The 19,600-nt window shown below is 52.8% G+C and carries 12 protein-coding genes; 3 read left to right on the forward strand and 9 right to left on the reverse strand.

All coding sequences use genetic code 11. The features are described 5' to 3' along the window. Nucleotides 1–97: 97 nt before the first annotated feature. The 4 genes from BN4609_RS13260 to BN4609_RS13275 form a co-directional block, all read right to left on the reverse strand. Nucleotides 98–1,000, reverse strand: a complete 903-nt coding sequence (locus BN4609_RS13260) for an MlaD family protein (RefSeq protein ID WP_021992502.1) — start codon at nt 998–1,000, stop codon at nt 98–100. Nucleotides 1,001–1,012: 12 nt separating this feature from the next. After that, nucleotides 1,013–2,263: an N-acetylmuramoyl-L-alanine amidase family protein gene (locus tag BN4609_RS13265; RefSeq protein ID WP_068857107.1), complete on the reverse strand. Its 1,251-nt coding sequence runs from the start codon at nt 2,261–2,263 to the stop codon at nt 1,013–1,015. A gap of 53 nt (nt 2,264–2,316) precedes the next feature. Beyond that, nucleotides 2,317–2,700: a dihydroneopterin aldolase gene (gene folB / locus BN4609_RS13270; RefSeq protein ID WP_068857108.1), complete on the reverse strand. Its 384-nt coding sequence runs from the start codon at nt 2,698–2,700 to the stop codon at nt 2,317–2,319. Between the two features lie 118 nt (nt 2,701–2,818). Beyond that, entirely contained in the window at nt 2,819–5,368 is a 2,550-nt protein-coding gene (locus BN4609_RS13275) for an adenosylcobalamin-dependent ribonucleoside-diphosphate reductase (protein WP_068857109.1), read from the reverse strand. A gap of 231 nt (nt 5,369–5,599) precedes the next feature. On the opposite strand from BN4609_RS13275, the gene BN4609_RS13280 reads away from it, so the two are divergent. After that, nucleotides 5,600–6,340: a nitroreductase family protein gene (locus BN4609_RS13280; protein ID WP_068857110.1), complete on the forward strand. Its 741-nt coding sequence runs from the start codon at nt 5,600–5,602 to the stop codon at nt 6,338–6,340. 247 nt (nt 6,341–6,587) lie between these two features. On the opposite strand, the gene BN4609_RS13285 is transcribed toward BN4609_RS13280, so the two are convergent. From BN4609_RS13285 to BN4609_RS13295, 3 genes are all read right to left on the reverse strand, one after another. Next, nucleotides 6,588–9,062, reverse strand: a complete 2,475-nt coding sequence (locus BN4609_RS13285; protein ID WP_068857111.1) for a bifunctional UDP-N-acetylmuramoyl-tripeptide:D-alanyl-D-alanine ligase/alanine racemase — start codon at nt 9,060–9,062, stop codon at nt 6,588–6,590. 144 nt (nt 9,063–9,206) lie between these two features. Beyond that, nucleotides 9,207–10,034: a GSCFA domain-containing protein gene (locus BN4609_RS13290; RefSeq protein ID WP_068857112.1), complete on the reverse strand. Its 828-nt coding sequence runs from the start codon at nt 10,032–10,034 to the stop codon at nt 9,207–9,209. A 12-nt stretch (nt 10,035–10,046) separates the two neighbouring features. Next, nucleotides 10,047–12,539: a YfhO family protein gene (locus BN4609_RS13295; RefSeq protein WP_068857113.1), complete on the reverse strand. Its 2,493-nt coding sequence runs from the start codon at nt 12,537–12,539 to the stop codon at nt 10,047–10,049. Between the two features lie 1,105 nt (nt 12,540–13,644). Here BN4609_RS13295 and BN4609_RS13310 point away from each other — a divergent pair. After that, complete coding sequence (locus BN4609_RS13310) at nt 13,645–14,328, forward strand: 5'-methylthioadenosine/adenosylhomocysteine nucleosidase (protein WP_068857116.1); 684 nt, start codon at nt 13,645–13,647, stop codon at nt 14,326–14,328. Between the two features lie 18 nt (nt 14,329–14,346). Then, nucleotides 14,347–14,832 carry an S-ribosylhomocysteine lyase gene (locus tag BN4609_RS13315; protein WP_068857283.1) on the forward strand — a complete coding sequence of 162 codons (486 nt, stop codon included), beginning with the start codon at nt 14,347–14,349 and terminating at the stop codon, nt 14,830–14,832. Between the two features lie 113 nt (nt 14,833–14,945). Here the strand turns inward: BN4609_RS13315 and BN4609_RS13320 are convergent, their stop codons facing one another. Next, nucleotides 14,946–15,650 carry a porin family protein gene (locus BN4609_RS13320; RefSeq protein WP_068857284.1) on the reverse strand — a complete coding sequence of 235 codons (705 nt, stop codon included), beginning with the start codon at nt 15,648–15,650 and terminating at the stop codon, nt 14,946–14,948. Between the two features lie 170 nt (nt 15,651–15,820). Then, on the reverse strand, nt 15,821–19,360 hold the full coding sequence (locus BN4609_RS13325; RefSeq protein ID WP_241033268.1) for a glycoside hydrolase family 2 TIM barrel-domain containing protein: 3,540 nt from the start codon (nt 19,358–19,360) through the stop codon (nt 15,821–15,823). Between the last annotated feature and the right edge of the window lie 240 nt (nt 19,361–19,600).

Below are 19,600 nucleotides of genomic sequence, written 5' to 3' on the forward strand. Positions count from 1 at the left end.
CAATAAAAAACATGCCGCAGAGTGCTCCGGCATTCTGCGGCATGCGATACATCCGGCGGACTGACCGTCCGTCAGACTGTAAAATGTCATTTGCCTGTTATTTGTCCTTTCTTCCGAAAATGGAGAAATGCACATAACGCTTCGGGTGCTCGCGCAGGTTCACCACAAGCGAGTCGGCATGCATCATCGTAGAGTTGAGATTGTTGTAGAGCGACGGGTCGTTCATGAGCAGTCCGAGCGTGCCCTCGTTGCTGTTAAGCTTGTCGGTGAGAGAGCGCACATTGGCAAGCGTGGCGTTCACTTCGGTCATGGTCCGGTCGATGTCTATTGCCGCGAGCTTTGCCGTGAGAGTGTCGGTGTTGTTCAGAATGCCGTCAGCCTTCGCCATCATTCCCGGCATGTTGCGGTTGAGAGTGCGCATGAGCGTGTTGAGCTCGCGTGTGGATGTGTTGAGATTAGAGGTTATGTCCTGCACGTTGTGAAGCGATGCGGCTATCGCCGGATCGGCAAGCAGCGTGTTCAGACTGCCCATGATGCTGTCGAGCTTGGGCAGCATCTTCTCTATGGCGGGAATCATTGCGGACAGCTGTCCCATGGCTCCGTTGTCTATTCCTCCCTTTATGACACCTCCCGGCGGCACCATCTGCGATGACTTGCCGTTGATGTCGAGGTTTATCTTTACGTTTCCGAGCATGTCGCTTACAATCTTCGCCTGGCTGCCCTGCGGGATACGCATTTCCTTGTCCACGCAAATCACCACCTTGGTAGGCGTTCTGTTGGTGTAGTCATATATGATGCTTTTGACCGTTCCTACCTGATATCCGCCCACATATACGGGGCTTGACGAAGACAGACCGCTTATGTCCTCGAACTCGACATAATAATCTGTCGACGAAGAAAACAGGTTCAGCCCTTTCAGAAAGTTCATTCCGAAAAAGAGCAATACCACTCCGGTTATCGCAACAAGCGCGATCTTGACCTCTTTAGTAAAAAATTTCATATTGCACTTTATTTATTTTCTGTTTCTCTTGAATTCCTTTATCGCCTGATTGACGTCCGTCTTGCGTCCGTCCTTGAACGCAATGATGAACGCTTCGGGAAACTTGTCGAGTATCTGCTTGCGCAGACGGTATATCTCGTTGTAGTTTTCGGACGCCCCGTATGTGTATTTCTGCATTCCGTTCTCCTCATAACGCTCACAGCCGGTGAGCCCTTTCAGGTGCGCGTCACCGTCCTTCAGATTGAGACTTGAGACAAGAATCTGTATCTTGAACACCGGACGTCCGTCGGCTGATGCGGCAGGCTGAGGCTCGGGCTGCGGCGCGACGGTCTGCTGTTCCTGCTGCTGCGGTGTGGTTTCAGCCACCGTCCGCTGCTCAGGCTGTTGCCGCGCGGAGGCATCTTCCTGCGTTTCCGAGGTGTTGGCAGGCTCCTGTGCGGGTGTCTCGGGCAGCATGGGGCTGTCTGTCCTGTAAGGAACCGATATGCCGTTATAGTTCTTGTTCTTGTATTCCACGAACGCGTTGTATATGCCGACAGCCATCTGGTCGAGCCTGTTTCTGTCGTTGAGAAGAGCCTCCTCGTCGGCAGTCGTGATGAAACCCAGCTCCACCAGACACGCAGGCATGGACGTGAGCCTCAGCACGGCAAGGTTGCTCTGGTGCACACCCTTGTCGGGCCGGCTTGCGGCACGGCACACATTCTTCTGCAGCATCTTGGCGAACTCGATGCTCTTCGTAAGGTTCCGGTCCTGCACAAACTCGAACATGATGTTGCTTTCGGGCGAATTGGGGTCGTAGCCCACATAGTGCTGCTCGTAGTTTTCCTCAAGCAGAATGACGGAGTTCTCACGTTTGGCAACCTCGAGGTTTGTCTTTGTGGCGTTGGAGCGTCCGTCTCCGAGCGTGTAAGTCTCAAAACCGCGCGCTATCCGTCCGCGTTCCAGGGCGTTGGTGTGTATTGATATGAAAAGATCGGCCTTGTTCCGGTTGGCTATCTCGGCACGTTCGTACAGCGGCACAAATACGTCTGTCTTGCGTGTATACACCACCTTGACGTCAGGATTGTTCCTTTCCACATATTTTCCGAATGCAAGCGCCACATTAAGATTGATGTTCTTTTCCTTGGAATATTTGCCCAATGCGCCCGCGTCACGACCGCCATGACCGGCATCTATGACAAGAACGAACTTGCGGTCAGCTCCTCTGACCGATATGAAACACGCGGCAAACAATGCCAATATTACAAATAATCTGTTAATCATCAGTCTTGTATGGTGCGGCAAAGGTAAGCAATAATAAGAAAAACTCCAAAGAATCATTTAGTTTTATTATTTGTTAAATGAATTTCAACGCCCGCTCCCGTGCAGTCGGAACCCATAGGCGGGTTGTGTTTCATTATTCTTATGTCGAGCGACAATATGAGCGGGAAACGCTCGAAAAGGCGTTCTGCCATCCTGCCTGCCACATGCTCGATGAGCCGGGACGGGACAGCCATCTCGCGGCTCACCACCTCGTACACATCAGCATAGTTGAGCGTATGGCTCACGTCGTCGGTGCGCATCGCCCGGGTGACGTCGTATCCGGCACGCACCGACACCGTATAGTCGTTGCCGGTGAGCCTCTCCTGCTCTATCACACCGTGGTAGGAATGAAACCTCATGCCGTCGATGAAGACATATCCACACTTGTATCCGTACATAAAAAAGTGAAAATCAAGGTTTGAATAAAACGAAAGGGTGCACCGGAAACCTTTCCCACTCTACAGTGGACAGACTCCGGAACACCCCGTATATAAAGATTATATTTTCTGAAGAATACTATCCGCAACGCGATGCACCGCAGTTCTTGCATATGAGGCAGCCTTCCTGATAGACAAGTATTCCGCCGCATACGGGACAGGTCTGTCCTTTCGCCTCAGTGCCGTCCACAATATACTTCTTCAAAGCACGCTCAACGCCATTCTTCCAGGTGTTTATGCTCTCGCTCTTCAACTGTAGGGAGCCGACGAGTTTAATTACGTTGCCGATGGGCATACGGTAGCGCAGCACTCCGGAAATGAGCTTAGCGTAGTTCCAGTATTCAGGATTGAACTTCTCGCTCAGACCCTCCACCGTTGTCTTATATCCGCGCTTGTTCTCAAACTGGAAGTCGTAACGGCTGTGTCCGTCATCGTTCTTCTGCTTGATAATCTTTCCCTTGGTGACTGTCTTGGGCAGAACGATGCCTTCCTCGTCGTCTTGCAGACCGGTGAATATCTCGTAAGGATAGCCGTTGAGAAGCCCGACGAAAGCCACCCACTTCTCCTTGTTGTTCTGGAAACGCACCACATCGCACTCCAGCTCCTTGGGTCTCACCTCCGTAACCTCGGGATGTGCGCACGGACAATCGTCCTTGGCGTCGTCCTTCTTGTCTTTCTTCGAGACGGAAATCATGACTCCCGAGCGGCTGCCGTCGCGATAGATGGTGCATCCCTTGCACCCCGAGCGCCATGCTTCGACATAAAGCCGATTGACAAGAGCTTCGTCCACATCGTTCGGGAGATTCACCGTGACGCTGATGCTGTGGTCAACCCACTTCTGAATCTCGCCCTGCATCTTCACCTTCATCAGCCAGTCCACGTCGTTGGCGGTAGCTTTATAATAAGGTGATTTGACCACAAGGTCGTCTATCTCTTCCTGTGTGTACCTCTTCTCCGTATCATATCCGTTCACCTTCATCCACTCGAGGAACTTCTTGTGATACACTATGTACTCCTCGAACGAGTCGCCCACCTCGTCGACAAAGTCCACATGCACCTCCGTGTCGTTGGGATTCACCTTGCGGCGACGCTTGTATACAGGCATGAACACAGGCTCTATGCCGCTTGTGGTCTGCGTCATCAGACTTGTCGTACCGGTCGGGGCGATTGTCAGGCAGGCAATGTTGCGGCGTCCGTATTTCATTATGTCTTCATACAACTGTGCGTCAGCGTCCTTTATGCGCAGCAGGAACGGGTTGTCAGACTCACGTGAGGCGTCGAACACTTCGAACGCTCCACGCTCGCGTGCCATCTCCATTGAACTGCGGTATGCGCTCAGCGCGAGTGTCTTATGCACCCTCACGCTGAAGTCGGTGGCTTCCTGAGTGCCGTAGCGCAACCCCATCGCGGCAAGCATGTCGCCTTCCGCCGTGATGCCAACGCCCGTACGGCGTCCTTTCCCGCTCTTGTCCTTTATCTTTTCCCATAAATGATACTCCGCACCTTTCACCTCCATGCTCTGCGGGTCGATGCTTATCTTCTCCATGATCTTGTCGATTTTCTCAAGCTCAAGGTCAACTATGTCGTCCATCATGCGCTGAGCCAGCCGCACATGAGCCTTGAACTTGTCGAAGTCGAAGTACGCCTCAGGGGTGAACGGATTCACTACGTATGAATAAAGATTGATGGACAGCAGACGGCAGGAGTCGTATGGACACAACGGTATCTCACCGCACGGATTGGTGGAAACCGTACGGAAGCCAAGGTCGGCGTAACAGTCGGGTATGCTCTCACGCAATATGGTGTCCCAGAAAAGCACTCCCGGCTCGGCACTCTTCCATGCATTGTGCACTATCTTGTCCCAAAGCCGTTTTGCGGAAATCTCCTTTTTCACCATAGGGTTGTCCGAATCAATCGGGAACTGCTGCGTGTAAGGTCTGTCGTTTATCGCTGCTTCCATGAAGTCGTCGTCTATCTTGACAGACACATTGGCTCCGGTCACCTTGCCTTCTGTCATCTTCGCGTCTATGAAAGCCTCGCTGTCGGGATGCTTGATGCTTACAGACAGCATGAGCGCACCGCGCCGTCCGTCCTGCGCCACCTCACGTGTTGAGTTGCTGTACCGTTCCATAAACGGCACAAGTCCGGTGGAAGTAAGGGCTGAGTTGTTCACCGGAGAGCCCTTTGGACGTATGTGCGACATGTCATGCCCCACTCCTCCGCGACGTTTCATCAGCTGAACCTGCTCTTCGTCTATGCGCATTATGGCTCCGTAAGAGTCGGCGTCGCCGTCAAGACCGATAACGAAACAGTTGCTAAGAGAAGCCACCTGATGGTCGTTTCCTATTCCTGTCATAGGACTTCCGGCAGGAACTATATATCTGAAATGGTCGAGAAGGTCGAACACTTCCTGCGCCGTCATAGGGTTCTTATACTTGTTCTCAATTCTTGCAATCTCGTTTGCAATACGCCAGTGCATGTCTTCGGGCGACTTTTCATATATGTGTCCGAAGCTGTCCTTCATCGCATACTTGTTTACCCACACTCTTGCCGCAAGCTCATCTCCGTCGAAATACTTAAGGGACTCGCCGAAAGCCTCATCGTATGAGTACGTATTTAAATCTTCCATAAGTAAAATATATCGATTATCCAATAAAAATCAAGAACTCAATGTCAATCAGCCGGTTTCTTATCAAAGCGAAAACGGCAACACCTGCCGTGGATATTTGCACTTGCAAAACTACAATATTATTTTCATATTAAGAAATCATTAGAGGAATATTTAGTCAATTATGCCAACTAAAATTTTACGAAAAAGAAAATTTCAGTACCTTTGTAATGGAACAAAATTTACAAAAAAATGAATTCATTAGATACAAGACGAAGCATCAGAAAGTACTCCAAGCGCGACGTGTCCGACGACATGCTGCAAAGAATGCTTGCCAGCGCAGAGCACACACAGACTATGGGAAACCTTCAACTCTACAGTGTCGTGGTGACAAGAAGCGAGGAATTGAAACGGAGGATGGCTCCGGCTCACTTCAACCAGCCCATGGTGACAGAGGCACCTGTGGTGCTCACCTTCTGCGCAGACTTCAGACGGACCACCGTATGGGCAGAGAACCGCAAGGCAACACCGGGATACGACAATTTCCTTTCGTTCATAAACGCCGCCACGGATGCGCTTCTCTTCTGTCAGACATTCTGCAACATTGCCGACGAACAGGGTCTCGGCTACTGCTTTCTGGGCACGACGATATACGACCCGCAGGCAATCATAGACATTCTAAAGCTGCCGCAGCTCGTCATGCCGGTGGCAACGATAACCCTCGGATGGCCCGACGAGAATCCGCCCGTATCCGACAGGCTGCCCCTAAAAGCCATTCTTCACAAGGAGACATTCCATGACTATAATCCGGAAGACATCGATGAATATTATAAGGAAAAGGAGTCACTGCCGGAGAACCGGCATTTTGTCGAGATAAACAACAAGGAGACGCTCGCCCAGGTGTTCACTGACTGCCGCTACACCAAACACGACAACGAGGTGATGTCGGCAGGAATGATGGAGGCTTTAAGGCGGCAGGGATTCCTGAAATGACACTGTCATGAATCCGTACATAATCATGCGGAGGACGGAAAAGGCTTTATCGCTTCACGACATGCCTCATCCGGTCCGCCGGAAATGAAAGAGAAAGAGAGGCATGTCACGCATCCCGCCGTACATGCCTCTCTTTCTCATATCATAGTCACAGTATTCCAAACTCCTGACGGAGCACAAACTATGCCGCCATCACACGCATACCGCTCCATTGCCACCGGTGTATCGGTGTGCGCGATAAAACGTGTCAGTCCTGAAAATACACTTTCTTGACGCGGTTGCTTATCCCGGTCAGCACCTCATAAGGTATTGTGTCGAGCGCGTCAGACAACACCGTGACAGGCAGACCGTCACCGAATATCTCCACCCTGTCGCCCTCCTTGCAGTCAATACCGGTGACATCGATCATCGCCACATCCATGCAGATGTTGCCGACATAATCGGCTTTCTTGCCGTTAACAAGGCAATAGCAATGCCGGTTGCCCAGATGACGGTTGAGTCCGTCGGCATATCCTATAGGAATCGCGGCTATGACGCTGTCGCGCTCAATCTTTCCCTTGCGGCTGTATCCCACAGTCTCGCCCGCACTTACATGTCTCATCTGCAATATAGTGGTGCGAAGCGTGCTCACATTGTTTATCACCGAATTGTCGATAGGATTGATTCCGTAGAGTCCCAATCCCAGACGGCACATGTCGAGCTGACGCTCCGGGAAATGCTCAATGCCCGCAGAGTTGTCAATATGTCGCAGTATCTTATGCTGAAAAGCTGCCTGCAACCTGCGGCTTCCCTTGTCGAAGAGCTCGAACTGACGCTTGGAGAACTCGTCGAAGGCATCGGAGTCGCTGCCGACAAAGTGCGAGAACACCGACCGCGGTATTATGGCGTTCTGTCTGTGAAGCCTGTCTATCAGCTCGTCCATATCCTTCTCCGGATCGAATCCGAGCCGGTGCATGCCCGTGTCGAGCTTTATGTGTACAGGAAAGTTGGTTATACCTTCCTTCCGCGCCGCCGTGACGAGAGCGTCGAGAAGCCTGAAACTGTATACCTCAGGTTCAAGATCGTAGTCGAACATGGTCTTGAACGCCGTCATCTCCGGATTCATTATCATTATGTTCTGCGTGATTCCGTTCTTGCGCAGCGTCACTCCCTCGTCCGCCACAGCCACCGCGAGATAGTCCACACGATGCTCCTGCAGTGTCTTGGCTATCTCCACGGAACCCGCTCCGTAAGCGTCAGCCTTTATCATACATACCATCTTTGTGTCAGGATGGAGGAAAGAACGGTAGTAGTTCAGGTTTTTCACCACAGCGTTCAGATTGACCTCGAGTATCGTTTCGTGCACTTTCTCCACCAGCAGTTCTGTAAGATTGTCGAAACCGAAGCGTCGCGCGCCCTTGATAAGTATCACCTCATCGTGCAGATTGTCGAAAGCCGCGCTGCGGATGAACGACGCACAGTCAGGGAAAAAGTGTTTCTCGGGCACCTCTATCACGTCAGCCTGCGACGCAATCTGCGGACCTATGCCAATAATCTTCTCCACCCCACGCTTGCACGCCATAGCCGACACGTCGGCATAGAGTTCGTCCAGCGGTCTGCCGCTCTGATAGATGTCGCTCAGAATGAGTGTCCGCCTGCGTCCCTTATGGTCGGGCCGTCTGTTCATAAAGTCAAGAGCGATGTCAAGAGAGTTGACATCAGAGTTGTAAGAGTCGTTTATCAGTGTGCATCCCCGCTGTCCTTTCTTCACCTCCAGACGCATCGCCACAGGCTCGAGTCGCCTCATGCGCCCGTCAAGAACCTCAGGCGAAAGTCCCAGATGCAATGCCACGACCGCACACGATACGGAGTTTCTCACCGAAGCCTCGTCTATGAAAGGCAGCGTGTAGACACCTTCCTTACCTTTATATATATAATGTACTGTCGTGGAGGTATCCTTCTTTTCCACCGATTTTATGAAGAACGGCGCGTCAGGGTTCTTTTCCGACCATGCCAGACGCTCACCATTGTAGTCCGAAGCATTCATAGTGTCGTTCACAACTGCCTCGTCCGAGCAGTAGACCGCTGTGCCGGCGTCGTGAAAAAGCGTCATCTTCTCACGGCATTTTGCCTCCTGCGACTCGAAGTTTTCCTGATGGGCGGCACCCAGATTGGTAATGACGCTTATGGTGGGCTGTATTATGTTGCGCAGCGCGAGCATCTCTCCCGGCTTGCTTATACCAGCCTCAAACAGTCCCACCTGTGTCTTCTCGGTCATCAGCCAGACCGACAGAGGCACGCCTATCTGTGAGTTATAGCTGCGCGGCGAACGCACAACCATCATGTCGGGAGACAGTATCTGGTACAGCCACTCCTTCACCATAGTCTTACCGTTGCTGCCAGTTATGCCCACAACAGGTATGTCGAACTCCTCACGGTGGCGTTCGGCAAGACGCTGCAACGCTATGAGCGGACTCTCCACCTTCAGGAAGTTGGCGTCAGGATATGCCGTCGCGTAATCGTCAGGAACAGCCGACACCACGAAGTTGCGCACTCCGCGGCGATAAAGCTCGGGTATGTAGCGAAAGCCGTCATTGCGCTCCGATTTCAGTGCAAAGAACAAAGTTTCTTCCGGGAAACACAGCGACCGGCTGTCTGTGAGCAGGAACGCTATGTCTGAATCGGTGTTGCCATAACGGTGGGCACCGATAAGTGTGGTAACTCTTACGATACTATAAGTCATTTTTATTGTACTTTTGACGGTGCAAACTTAATATTTTTTTTTCACATACAATACAAGCATACACAAAAATAAAAGGCTCTTTTCCGCATTATATCCGACAGAAAAGGGCCTTCCATTCCCATCCCGGCACCGCGCACAGGAGTGTCAGCCTACGGTGCTCTTTCCGTCCCACTCCATGTCAGGATATTTTCGGGCGAGCAACTCAGCCTTCCGCATGGTCGCGGCAAGGAATTCCTTGTACTCGTCAGAGTCCGGACGGAACGGGCGATGAGCCAAAGCCTCCTTTATCGGACGCCATTCCTCCAGAAACCTCCACGTATCCTCACTGAAAAAAGCCTCTGCGAAGCGTTCCCATATATATGCCACCGCCTGCTGCGAGGGATGCAGCATGTCCTCGGCATAGAAACGGTAGTCGCGCAGCTCGTCGTTCACTATCTCGTAGGCAGGAAAATATTCCACCACGTCAGGATAGGCGGCGACAAGCCTGTCAGCGGCAAGCAGGAGCACGGCTTTAGACAGCGCGCTGCCGTGAAAGCCATATTTGGCATAGCGTATGGGGCTCACCGTCACCACGACACGCACATCCGGATTGCGTGAGAGCAGCGTCTCCACCGCGCGCGACAGATAACCGAGACACACGTCCACCGTAAGCAGCTCCTCGCGGAACAGCCTCTGCGGACGCTTGCGGCAGTTGTCCACAATCTCGCCCGTCTCCTTCAGTATGTAGACATGGTTTGTCCCGAGTGTGAGCACAGCCACCTCCGGAGGCTCTCCCTCATAGCGTTCCACGGTGTGGAGCACGCTTGCCGGATTGTACATCACTCCGAACGGATTGACCACCGCACGGAATCTGTCGTCCGCAAAACGGCGTCCCATGCTGTCGGCGAAGCACGATCCCACGAAAAGCATCCTGCAACACGGGCGTATGCTGAACGGAGCGCGCCCCACACTCACCTTTGTCCTGAACTCCATACCGTGCCGGAATTATGCGTCGGACCTTCTTTTGCGCCACTCGAAGAACACTCCCAACGCCACAGCAATGAACAGAAGGGCATAAGCCACGTATGCCACCGTCTCGGTGTTGTCCACCGATTTAGGCTTGAATGTAAGTACCACGGTGTGGCGTCCGGGCTTAACGTTGAGCGCGCGCAGTATGTAGTCGGCACGTCCAAGTTCGGTCTCGGCGCCATCTACGGTAGCCGTCCAACCCGGATAGTAAATCTCAGAGAACACTATCACGCCGCCCTTGTCAGACTGCACCTCGTATGTCAGTTCGTTGGGCTCATATTTCTTCAGTGTGACAAGCGAGTTGCCAGTCTGCGCGACAGACTGTCCCACCTGTGTGCGGAAGCGTTCGTCCACTACCGCAGTGTGCCGGAGATTCACCTTCCCAACGGCATCTATCTCCTCGTTCGCATTCTTCACATACCTCACATTGTCCACAAACCATGCGTTGCCGCAGGCATACGGATTCATCACAGGCACCGTCTGCCCGTCCTGAAGCGGCAGGATGAAGTATTTGGCATTGAGCATGTTGAGCACGGGCCAGATGGAGTCGCCCGGCACTTTGGTCATGTCTCCGCCAGCCTCAACCACCGCTTTCTGCAGCCTTACCATCTCCGGCGATATGTAATGTTCTATCATATCGTTGTAGCGACCGAGCTTCGCGGCGTGGTATCCGCCTATGCTCTTGTGGTAGTATGATGTCTCGTTCTCGTTGAAAGTGTTGGTGGCGAGATTCAGCACACGGTAGTCGAGCGATTTGTCCTGAAGTATCAGCTTGTCGGTCTGGGTCATCTGCTGGGGTGTCTCCCTCACGCTCCGCTCCACGAACATGCCGTCGTTGAGATAGCGTTTGTTCACCTGCCACATGTCGATGAGGCACAGCACGGTTATGGCGGCTACCATATAGCCGGCGCGGAGCTTCTTCGCCTTGAACAGCAGGAGAATGAGAGTGCCGAAGAGGATAATCCAGAACGAACGCCAGCAGTCTGCCGTGAACACCGCCTCACGCATCGACCTGAGGTTTGTGAGCAGCGGGTTGAGATATTCGGCTGGTATTCCCTTCATCGCCGCCATCTCTGAAGAGGAGATGAAGTCGGTGAAGAACGCTCCCGGCATGAGCGCGAAGAGCAGACACACACCTGCGGTAAGGACAAAGCTAATGAGCACGAACCTGATCTTGCGGGTGAGGATGTCAGGCTCGTCCACAATCTTCTTGAGTGCCAGCATGGCAAGCAGCGGGATGGTGAACTCGGCTATTACGAGTATGGAAGCCACCGTCCTGAACTTGGAGTACATCGGCACATAGTCGAGGAACAGGTCGGTGAACCACATGAAATTGTGTCCCCACGACAGCAGTATTGACAGGACCGTCGCCGCAAGCAACGCCCACTTGATGCCTCCCTTCACTATGAAGAGTCCCAGAATGAAGAGCATCAGCACGAAAGCACCCACATACACCGGTCCGCTCGTGCCCGGCTGCTCGCCCCAATACTGCCCGAGCTGCTGGTATATCTGCATGAACTGCGGGTCTGCCTTCTCCATAGCCGTCTCATTCATGGACAGCGGAACGGACGCGCCTCCCTTGGTGTTGGGCACGAGCAGGGTCCATGTCTCGCCTATGCCGTAGCTCCACTGCGTGATGTAGTCGCGGTCGAGACCGCTCCCTGTCTGGTTGGCGGCGTCCTTCTTCACAAGCTCGCTCTTGCCGCGCATCGACTCCTGGGTGTACTCCCAAGTGTGATACAGATTGGAAAGATTGACGCACAGACCTATCGCCGCGCCTGCCAGACACACTCCCGTAGCCTTGAGGAAAGGCACGTAGCTCTTCTTGCGTATGGCGTCGGCAAGCCACGCGACGAACATGAAGAGGATGATGAACATGTAGTAGTATGTCATCTGTATGTGGTTCGCCTGAATCTCAAGCGCCGAGAACAGTGCCGTCAGGATGAAGCCCCACAGATATTTCTCCCTGTAGGCAAGCACCACGCCCGCTATCATGGGCGGCAGATAGGCAAGGGCGACGACCTTCCATATGTGGCCCGCGGCAATGATGATGAAGAAGTAGCTGCTGAACGCCCATATGATGGAGCCGAGAGCCGCAAGCGACTGGCGGAAATCGAAAGCCCGGAGAAGGATGTAGAAGCCGAGAAGATAGGCAAACACATACCAGACATTCTCAGGCAGCCACAGGTGGTAGAACTTTCCGACGCCGTTGAGCACGTCGGCACTCTTGTACGACGGTGCCATCTGATAGGTGGGCATGCCGCTGAAGAGAGAGTTGGTCCAGCGCGTAGGCTCGCCCGTACGCTGGTAGTATTCGGTCAGCTCCACTCCCGAGCCGCGCCCGGCAGACGAGTCATGACGGTAAAGAATGCGCCCTTCGATGTCTGCCGGAAAGAAATAGGCAAACGAGATAAGCGCGAACATCAGCACTGCCAGCAAGTCGGGCAGGCACATTTTCAATGTCTTCATTGATTTATTATGTTTTTGTTCATATATACAAAAGCACGGCTGAGACCCGTCAGGAACACATGCACAGACTACAGCGCGGCATTGCGCCGACGCAGGACGTTGAGACGGACCTCGCTAATCAGATGCAAACTTACTGAAAAAATCCGAAATATCGTGTACGACAGCGACATAAATGCAGGCGCGGAAACATTTTTACACAAAGCCGCAAGTGTGTTGCGGATTCTCCGTACGCATCTTCCTCCCCGTCCGTCAGGCGCGCCGTGCAGGGGAAGAGCATGGGCGGAGGACGGAGACGCGGCTCTCTCGGATTAACACTTTTAAGTTAACAATTTGACAACCCGGAACATAAAGCCATGCGGCATTACAGACAACGGCAAGCCGGAAACACTGCATGAAACGGCGGTTCGGACTCATCCGGAACGGAAAACTGACGCCATTATACTGCCGGAAAGTGCTTTTCGCGACACGGAAAAGCCCGTTCCGCCCCCTCAAACAGCACCTTCCACAATGCGGAAAAGGCTTTCCTGTAATGCAAGAAAGGCTCTTCCGCACTGCCGGAAGGATGGCTCAGACATCCACGGCGCGCGTAACAGTCTGTCATGCAAGACATTACAGAAACACGTGATTTTTCCGTTTTTCAGACACAACACTCTCTTCTTCCACGGGAAACGCACTCCTGCGCGACTTGATTTTAACATTCTCCCGTTTCTGTGTAAAATAAGTCATGCATGGGACATACGCATATGGCGTAAGGAAGAGCCACACCGGACATGACGGATAAGGCGCATGGCGACGACTGTATATACCCTCGTAAATATCAGACCGACTGTAAAGCTGAACCGGCAATCCTACTGCCTAAACCTGTTTCTTAATCGGGAGCGGGCTCTTCATCACCGTTCCGCACCGCAACCGCAACCTTGCAGACCGCTTCTTATGTGTGCAGCCCGCTACGCCTCCGGCAAAACCGGAAACCAATATGTCTGTCAGCAGAACACAATAAAGACTGATCCGGAAGAGCGGTTCGGGTTAAAAAAAGCGCGGCAGGCTTCGCCGGACAAAAAGATTGTGGTAAATTTGCAGCCGGAAACAGATTCTGTCATCAACAATGAAAATAGGAATAGTAATAGCGATGGACAAGGAGTTCATCCGCATAAAGTCGCTCCTGCACGACGTGAGAGAGACGTCGGAGCACGGTTTCACCTTTGTCACGGGCACGAGCGGCGCAAACACGGTGGTGATGATGCAGTGCGGCATAGGCAAGGTGAACGCCGCCATGGGCGCGGCAGAGCTGATAAGCCTGTTCGGACCTGACGCGGTGATATCCACAGGCGTTGCCGGAGGAGCGTCAGTACAGCTCGAGCGCATGGATGTGGTGGTGTCGTCGCAGACATGCTATCACGATGTATACTGCGGCAGCGAGCAAGCCTACGGTCAGATACCTGGCTTGCCGGCACGCTTCGACGCCGACGGCGGACTGCTGCGCAAGGCATGCGACATTGACTGCGGCACGAGGATAACGCCCGGACTCATCGTCACCGGTGACTGGTTTGTGGACTCCCGCGAGAAGATGTCAGCCATTCTGGAGCGTTTTCCGGAGGCAATGGCAGTAGACATGGAGTCGGCTGCGATAGCGCAAGTGTGTCACCGGCGCGGCGTGAGGTTCATCAGCTTCCGCATAATAAGCGACATCCCGCTCAAGGATGACAAGGGACAGCAGTATTACGACTTCTGGGAGAGGATGGCGGAAGACTCGTTCGGCGTGACAAAGGCATTCATGGAATCAATCTGAAAACAAAATATGAGGAATATGGAAAAGATACCGAGTTTCACAATAGACCACAACCGGCTGCTGCGCGGCATATATGTGTCGAGAAAAGACAAGGTGGGCGGCGACACGGTTACCACTTTCGACATAAGGATGAAAGAACCCAACCGCGAACCGGCATTGCATCCAGGCGCGCTGCACACTATAGAACATCTGGCTGCCACCTACCTGCGCAACGACCGCGAGTGGAAAGACAGCATAGTGTACTGGGGTCCGATGGGATGTCTCACGGGCAACTACCTGCTGATGAAGGGCGACCTGCAGCCTGCCGACATAGTGGGGCTGATGAAGCGCACGTTCGCTTTCGTGGCTGCGTTTGAGGGCGATGTGCCCGGAGCCGCGCCTCAGGACTGCGGCAACTGGCTGCTCCACGACCTGCCTATGGCACGATGGGAGGCACGCAAATATCTGGAGGAGGTGCTTGAGAACATCAGTGAGGAGAACATGAGCTATCCGGAGCGCGGATGAAAGAAGGAGGAACGCGGTCATGACACACCGGCGTCAATGACACGTCAAGAAAAAAAACGATATGCTGATAAATGAAAAAGGAGATGCCGGGCATCTCCTTTTCTGTTATGATATCAAAGGTTGAAACGGTAGCCTATGGTTACTGTTATCACCTGGTTCTTTGATTTTATCACTCCGGGCTTGTAGACATTGGTCAGTCCCAGGTTGTAACGCGCGTCGAGAATGACGTTCATATACTCGTAGGACGCTCCCACCGGTATCGAGAAATCGAACGTGTTTCCATGGTAATCGAACTTCATCTTATCGACATCGCCATACTCTTTGGAGCCGTCTTCATTGACAACAAACGATGTCTCCTCATATTTGGTCTTGCCGCTGAGGAAGATGCCGGGCTGCAGTCCTGCCTTCAATGCAAAGCCGCGGGCTACATATACGTTGACCATTAGGGGCACGTTGAGATAATGAAGGTCGGTGGACCAGTCGCGATATCCAAAATACGTTCCATCCTCCGAACCGGCATCCTGATAGTCGGGATAGCAGTTTCCCTGAATGGAATACATCAGACCGAGCGACACAGAAACCTGTGGTGTAGCCTGATAGTCGACATCAAATCCTGCGAGCAGTCCTGCCTTGCTGCGCGATTTCAGCTCTTCGTCCTCATAGGCGCCTCCTCCCGTAACGTAAACACTGTTGTTGGTAAGATTGGCAATGCTCACTCCGAGTCGCGGAATGAGGGAGAACCGACCCACCTCGTTCTGCGCGTAAGCGACGGACACCGCTGCGACAAATGCCACAAATAGAATAATCCTCTTTTTCATATCTAAAGTTTTGTTTTGGTTTCTTACCGTCAGCCGTCTTTCACATACGCCTGCCATGCCTCCCGCCTTGCGCCTGCGCGCGGACAGCAGCGCATATAAAAGAAAAGCGGGGAGTGCCAATGAGCTTGTCACTACCCCACTCTTTTTACATAAACGCAAGTGTCGCGTTTTTATTGTATGCCTCCGGCAGGTTCTATACGGAACGTGTAAGAATAGTCGGTGCCGCTCTTTATCTCATACTCGGGCAACGGCTGGGGACCGCAGCTCGCGTTTCCGATGCCTCGCTGTATGCAGTCGAGGTTGAGCACTACCTCAGCACGGCGAACCAAATCGATGTCGTGGCCGTACTTGATGCGCCACAGGTCGGGGTCGGTATAGTGGAGGGCGGAGAAGTCGAACGTGCCGTCGGCAGTGATTCTGACACCCTTTCCGCTGTCGTCGGTGAGCGAGAGCCAGCGCGTGTCGGTGCGTCCGCCCATCGACTGGGCACGTACGTAGTATTCGCGCATGTCGCTTACGGTAGACTTATACAGTCCTACGAAAGAGGCGGCGTTGCGGTCGCGGTAGTTCTCTATCGGTCCTCTGCCATACCACTCCACGTTCTCGAGCGACGGACTGAACATTGTCTGCAATGCAAGACGCGGCAGACGGAAGTCCTCCGAGGCATGGAAGTCGGCATTGACATCGACGGCTCCGCCTGCATGGACGGTATATATCACGGTGTGGGGAACGACAGTATTGCCCACGTGCGCCTCAAGAACGGTGGTCACCTCTACCGAACGCTTGTCGGCGGACAGTGCATACTGGAAGCTCTTCAGGTTGATGAAAGTGTTCTGCCAGTCGCGCGGGTCGTTGTTGATGGAGCGATACCAGTTGAAACGGGGACCTTGCATCATGTGCAGCATCTCGCGTCCGCCGTAGCGCAACGATGTCATCTGACCGTTGTTCTGGTCGAACGACACTGCCACACGGTCGTTCACGATGCGTATAAACCCGTTCTGCTCCACGTTAACCTTCAGGTTGTGCGCGTCCTTATTGTCGTTGACGGCTTTCAGGCTGTTGTCCTTAGTGTTGAGGGCGAACTGGTCTGAAGCTATCACATAGCCTGCGTCTGCCCACAGCTCCGGCTTTCTCAGCCTTATCTCCACATTGAGGAAATATTCTGAAGAGGCGTCTGCGGTGTATTCGGAAACAGGTATGCTTATCTCGGCTTTCTGCCACGGAGCAGCCGAAGGCAGCGGCTGGTTTCCTGTCTTGACGCTTACACCGTTCTTATATATGGTATAGAAGAGGTCGAACTCGTCGAGATTGTATGATGTGTAGCGGTTCTCGAGGCTCAGTTTGCCTGTCTCCGGACTGAAGAACATCTTGATATACTGATATACCTTCTTCACTTCAAGCAGTTTAGGGGTGATTCGTCTGTCGCCTGTGGTGAGTCCGTTGCAGCAGAAGTCGTTGTCGTTCGGAACGTCACCGAAGCTTCCTCCGAAGTAGAGATGGTCTTCAGGCTCGCCCGGTTTGTTTATAGACTGGTCTACAAAGTCCCAGATACAACCGCCTATCATGCGTTCGGAATGGTTCTCTATGTAGTCCCAGTACTCGCGAAGGTTGCCCACAGCGTTGCCCATGGCGTGAGCATACTCGCAGAGGAAGAACGGTTTCTGCGCTCCGTTGCGGTCGGTCTGCTTCATGCTTTCCACCGACGGATACATGCGAGAGTCCATATCGGCAATCTCGTTCTGTCCTTCGTAGTGTATCAGACGGCTGTCGCGGGCTCTCACGGCATCATATTCAGCCTTGATGTTGATGCCTCCGCCCGACTCGTTACCAAGCGACCAGAATATCACGGAAGGATGGTTCTTGTCGCGCTCGACCATCCGCACGGCTCTGTCGACATAAGCGCCGGTCCATTCGGGATTGTCTGTTATGGAGTGGTTGCCATGGCATTCCTGGTCAGCCTCGTCCATAACGTAGAGTCCGTAGTAGTCATACAGGGCGTACATCTTGGGATCGTTGGGATAATGGCTGGTACGGATGATGTTCATGTTGTGGCGTTTGAAGAGCAGAATGTCGCCTATCATCGTCTCGACAGGAACGGCTTTGCCGTACTTGGGATGTATGTCATGACGGTTGGCTCCCTTGAAATAGGTGAGCACTCCGTTGATGTAAATCTTGTTGTTGCGCAGTTCAATCTTGCGGAAACCGTACTGCTGTGCGGTGGCTTCGGTGACATTGCCGGCAGCGTCGAGCACTTCCACGTTGAGAGTGTAAAGATACGGTTTCTCGGCACTCCACAGGTTGGGAGACGAAAGGTTTATCTTAGCGTTCTTTACTATTTCCTTTCCGGACGCCACAGCTGCGGCGTCAACCGTTGCGGAACCTACCTTGCGTCCGTCGGTATCGAGAAGAGTGAAACGCAAAGCGGCATTTGAGGATGACTTTCCGTCGTTCTCTATGTTGGCACGGATGTTGAGCGTGGCTGCGGAGAAGTCGGAGTTGAGGTCTGAAGTGAGGTAAAGATCACGCAGATGCACTTTCGGCATGGCTACGAGATAGACGTCACGGTGTATTCCGCTGAGGCGGAACATGTCCTGATCTTCAATATAGCTGCCGTCAGACCAGCGGTATACTTCCACCGAGACGTTGTTCTTGCCCTTGCGGACATATTTTGTTATGTCGAACTGAGCGTCGTTGTTGGCTCCCTGACTGTAGCCCACCTTCTTGCCGTTCACCCACAGATACATGGCACTGTACACACCGTCGAAATGAATGTATACCTGTTTGTCGCTCCAGTCGGCTGGCAATGTGAACTCACGACGGTATGACCCGACAGCATTGGGTTCGTTGTTGATGGTGTAGCCGGGCTGCGGCTGGATGAACGGAGGGTTGTTGAGGAACGGATAGGTTATGTTGGTGTAGATGGGAGTGCCGTATCCTTTCATCTCCCATGAGGACGGAACGTCTATGTTGTCCCACCCTGACACGTCGTAATTGTTCTTGAAGAAAGACACGGGGCGGTCTTCCGGCTGTTTTGACCAACGGAACTTCCACTGTCCGTTGAGAAGCATATAGCGGCTTGAACGGGTGCGCAGCCATGGCTTGCGGTAAGCTGGGTCGTTCTGCATCTCGCTTACATTGGCGAAAGGAATGTATGTGGCGTGTCCCGGTTCCTTGTTTATGCCGAACACACGCGGATTCTCCCAGTCGTTCTTGCTCGATGTCTTGGGCGTTATCATTGTCACCTTGACATTCGACTTGACAAGAGTCCACTGCTGGGTGGCTTTTGTATCGTCGGCTGCAACCTGCCATACAGGCTCACCGAACTGGGCTGCGTCGCGCATGCCGAGGTTCATTCCGCTCGCCTTGCATGTGAATGTGAACTTGCCGTTGGCAAGACGTTTGGCAACCCACTGCTGGTTTGCGTTGCCGTAATCGGTTGTCCACTGCAGCGCGGGCTGCATCTTGTTGCCATTGCCATTGTCGAGAGAGCGCAACGAACTGGCGTTTACGATGTTGTAGACATTATCCGACACCTTGACAAGTTTCCACGCCTGGCTCTCCTTGCCTTCCACTCGTCTGGCGATAAAGACGCGGGCTCCGTTGCCGAAACTGCCCTGATTGTCGAGCACAAGACCGTCGGCTATATGGAGCTCATACACGGCATCCGTGTCTATGTTCTGCGAATGCCCTGTCAAAGACAGCATGAACATAAACAAAAAGGTTAAAAAACTTCTGATTTTCATGTTTGTTTGTTGTGATTGTTTATTTAATATGACAAATATGATGCAAGGTTAGTGCAACATCAAGGCGGGAAAACAGGGTCTTACCGGACTTGATATTGCCGGACCGAAGCTTATGTTTGGCAAAGATAACTGTATTTTCCGACAATACAAACATGTATTGGACAAATTATGGGAAACTGTTGTCACATTTGCATATAAAAGCAGTTT

The organism is Leyella lascolaii (assembly GCF_900079775.1).
Lineage (GTDB): Bacteria > Bacteroidota > Bacteroidia > Bacteroidales > Bacteroidaceae > Prevotella > Prevotella lascolaii.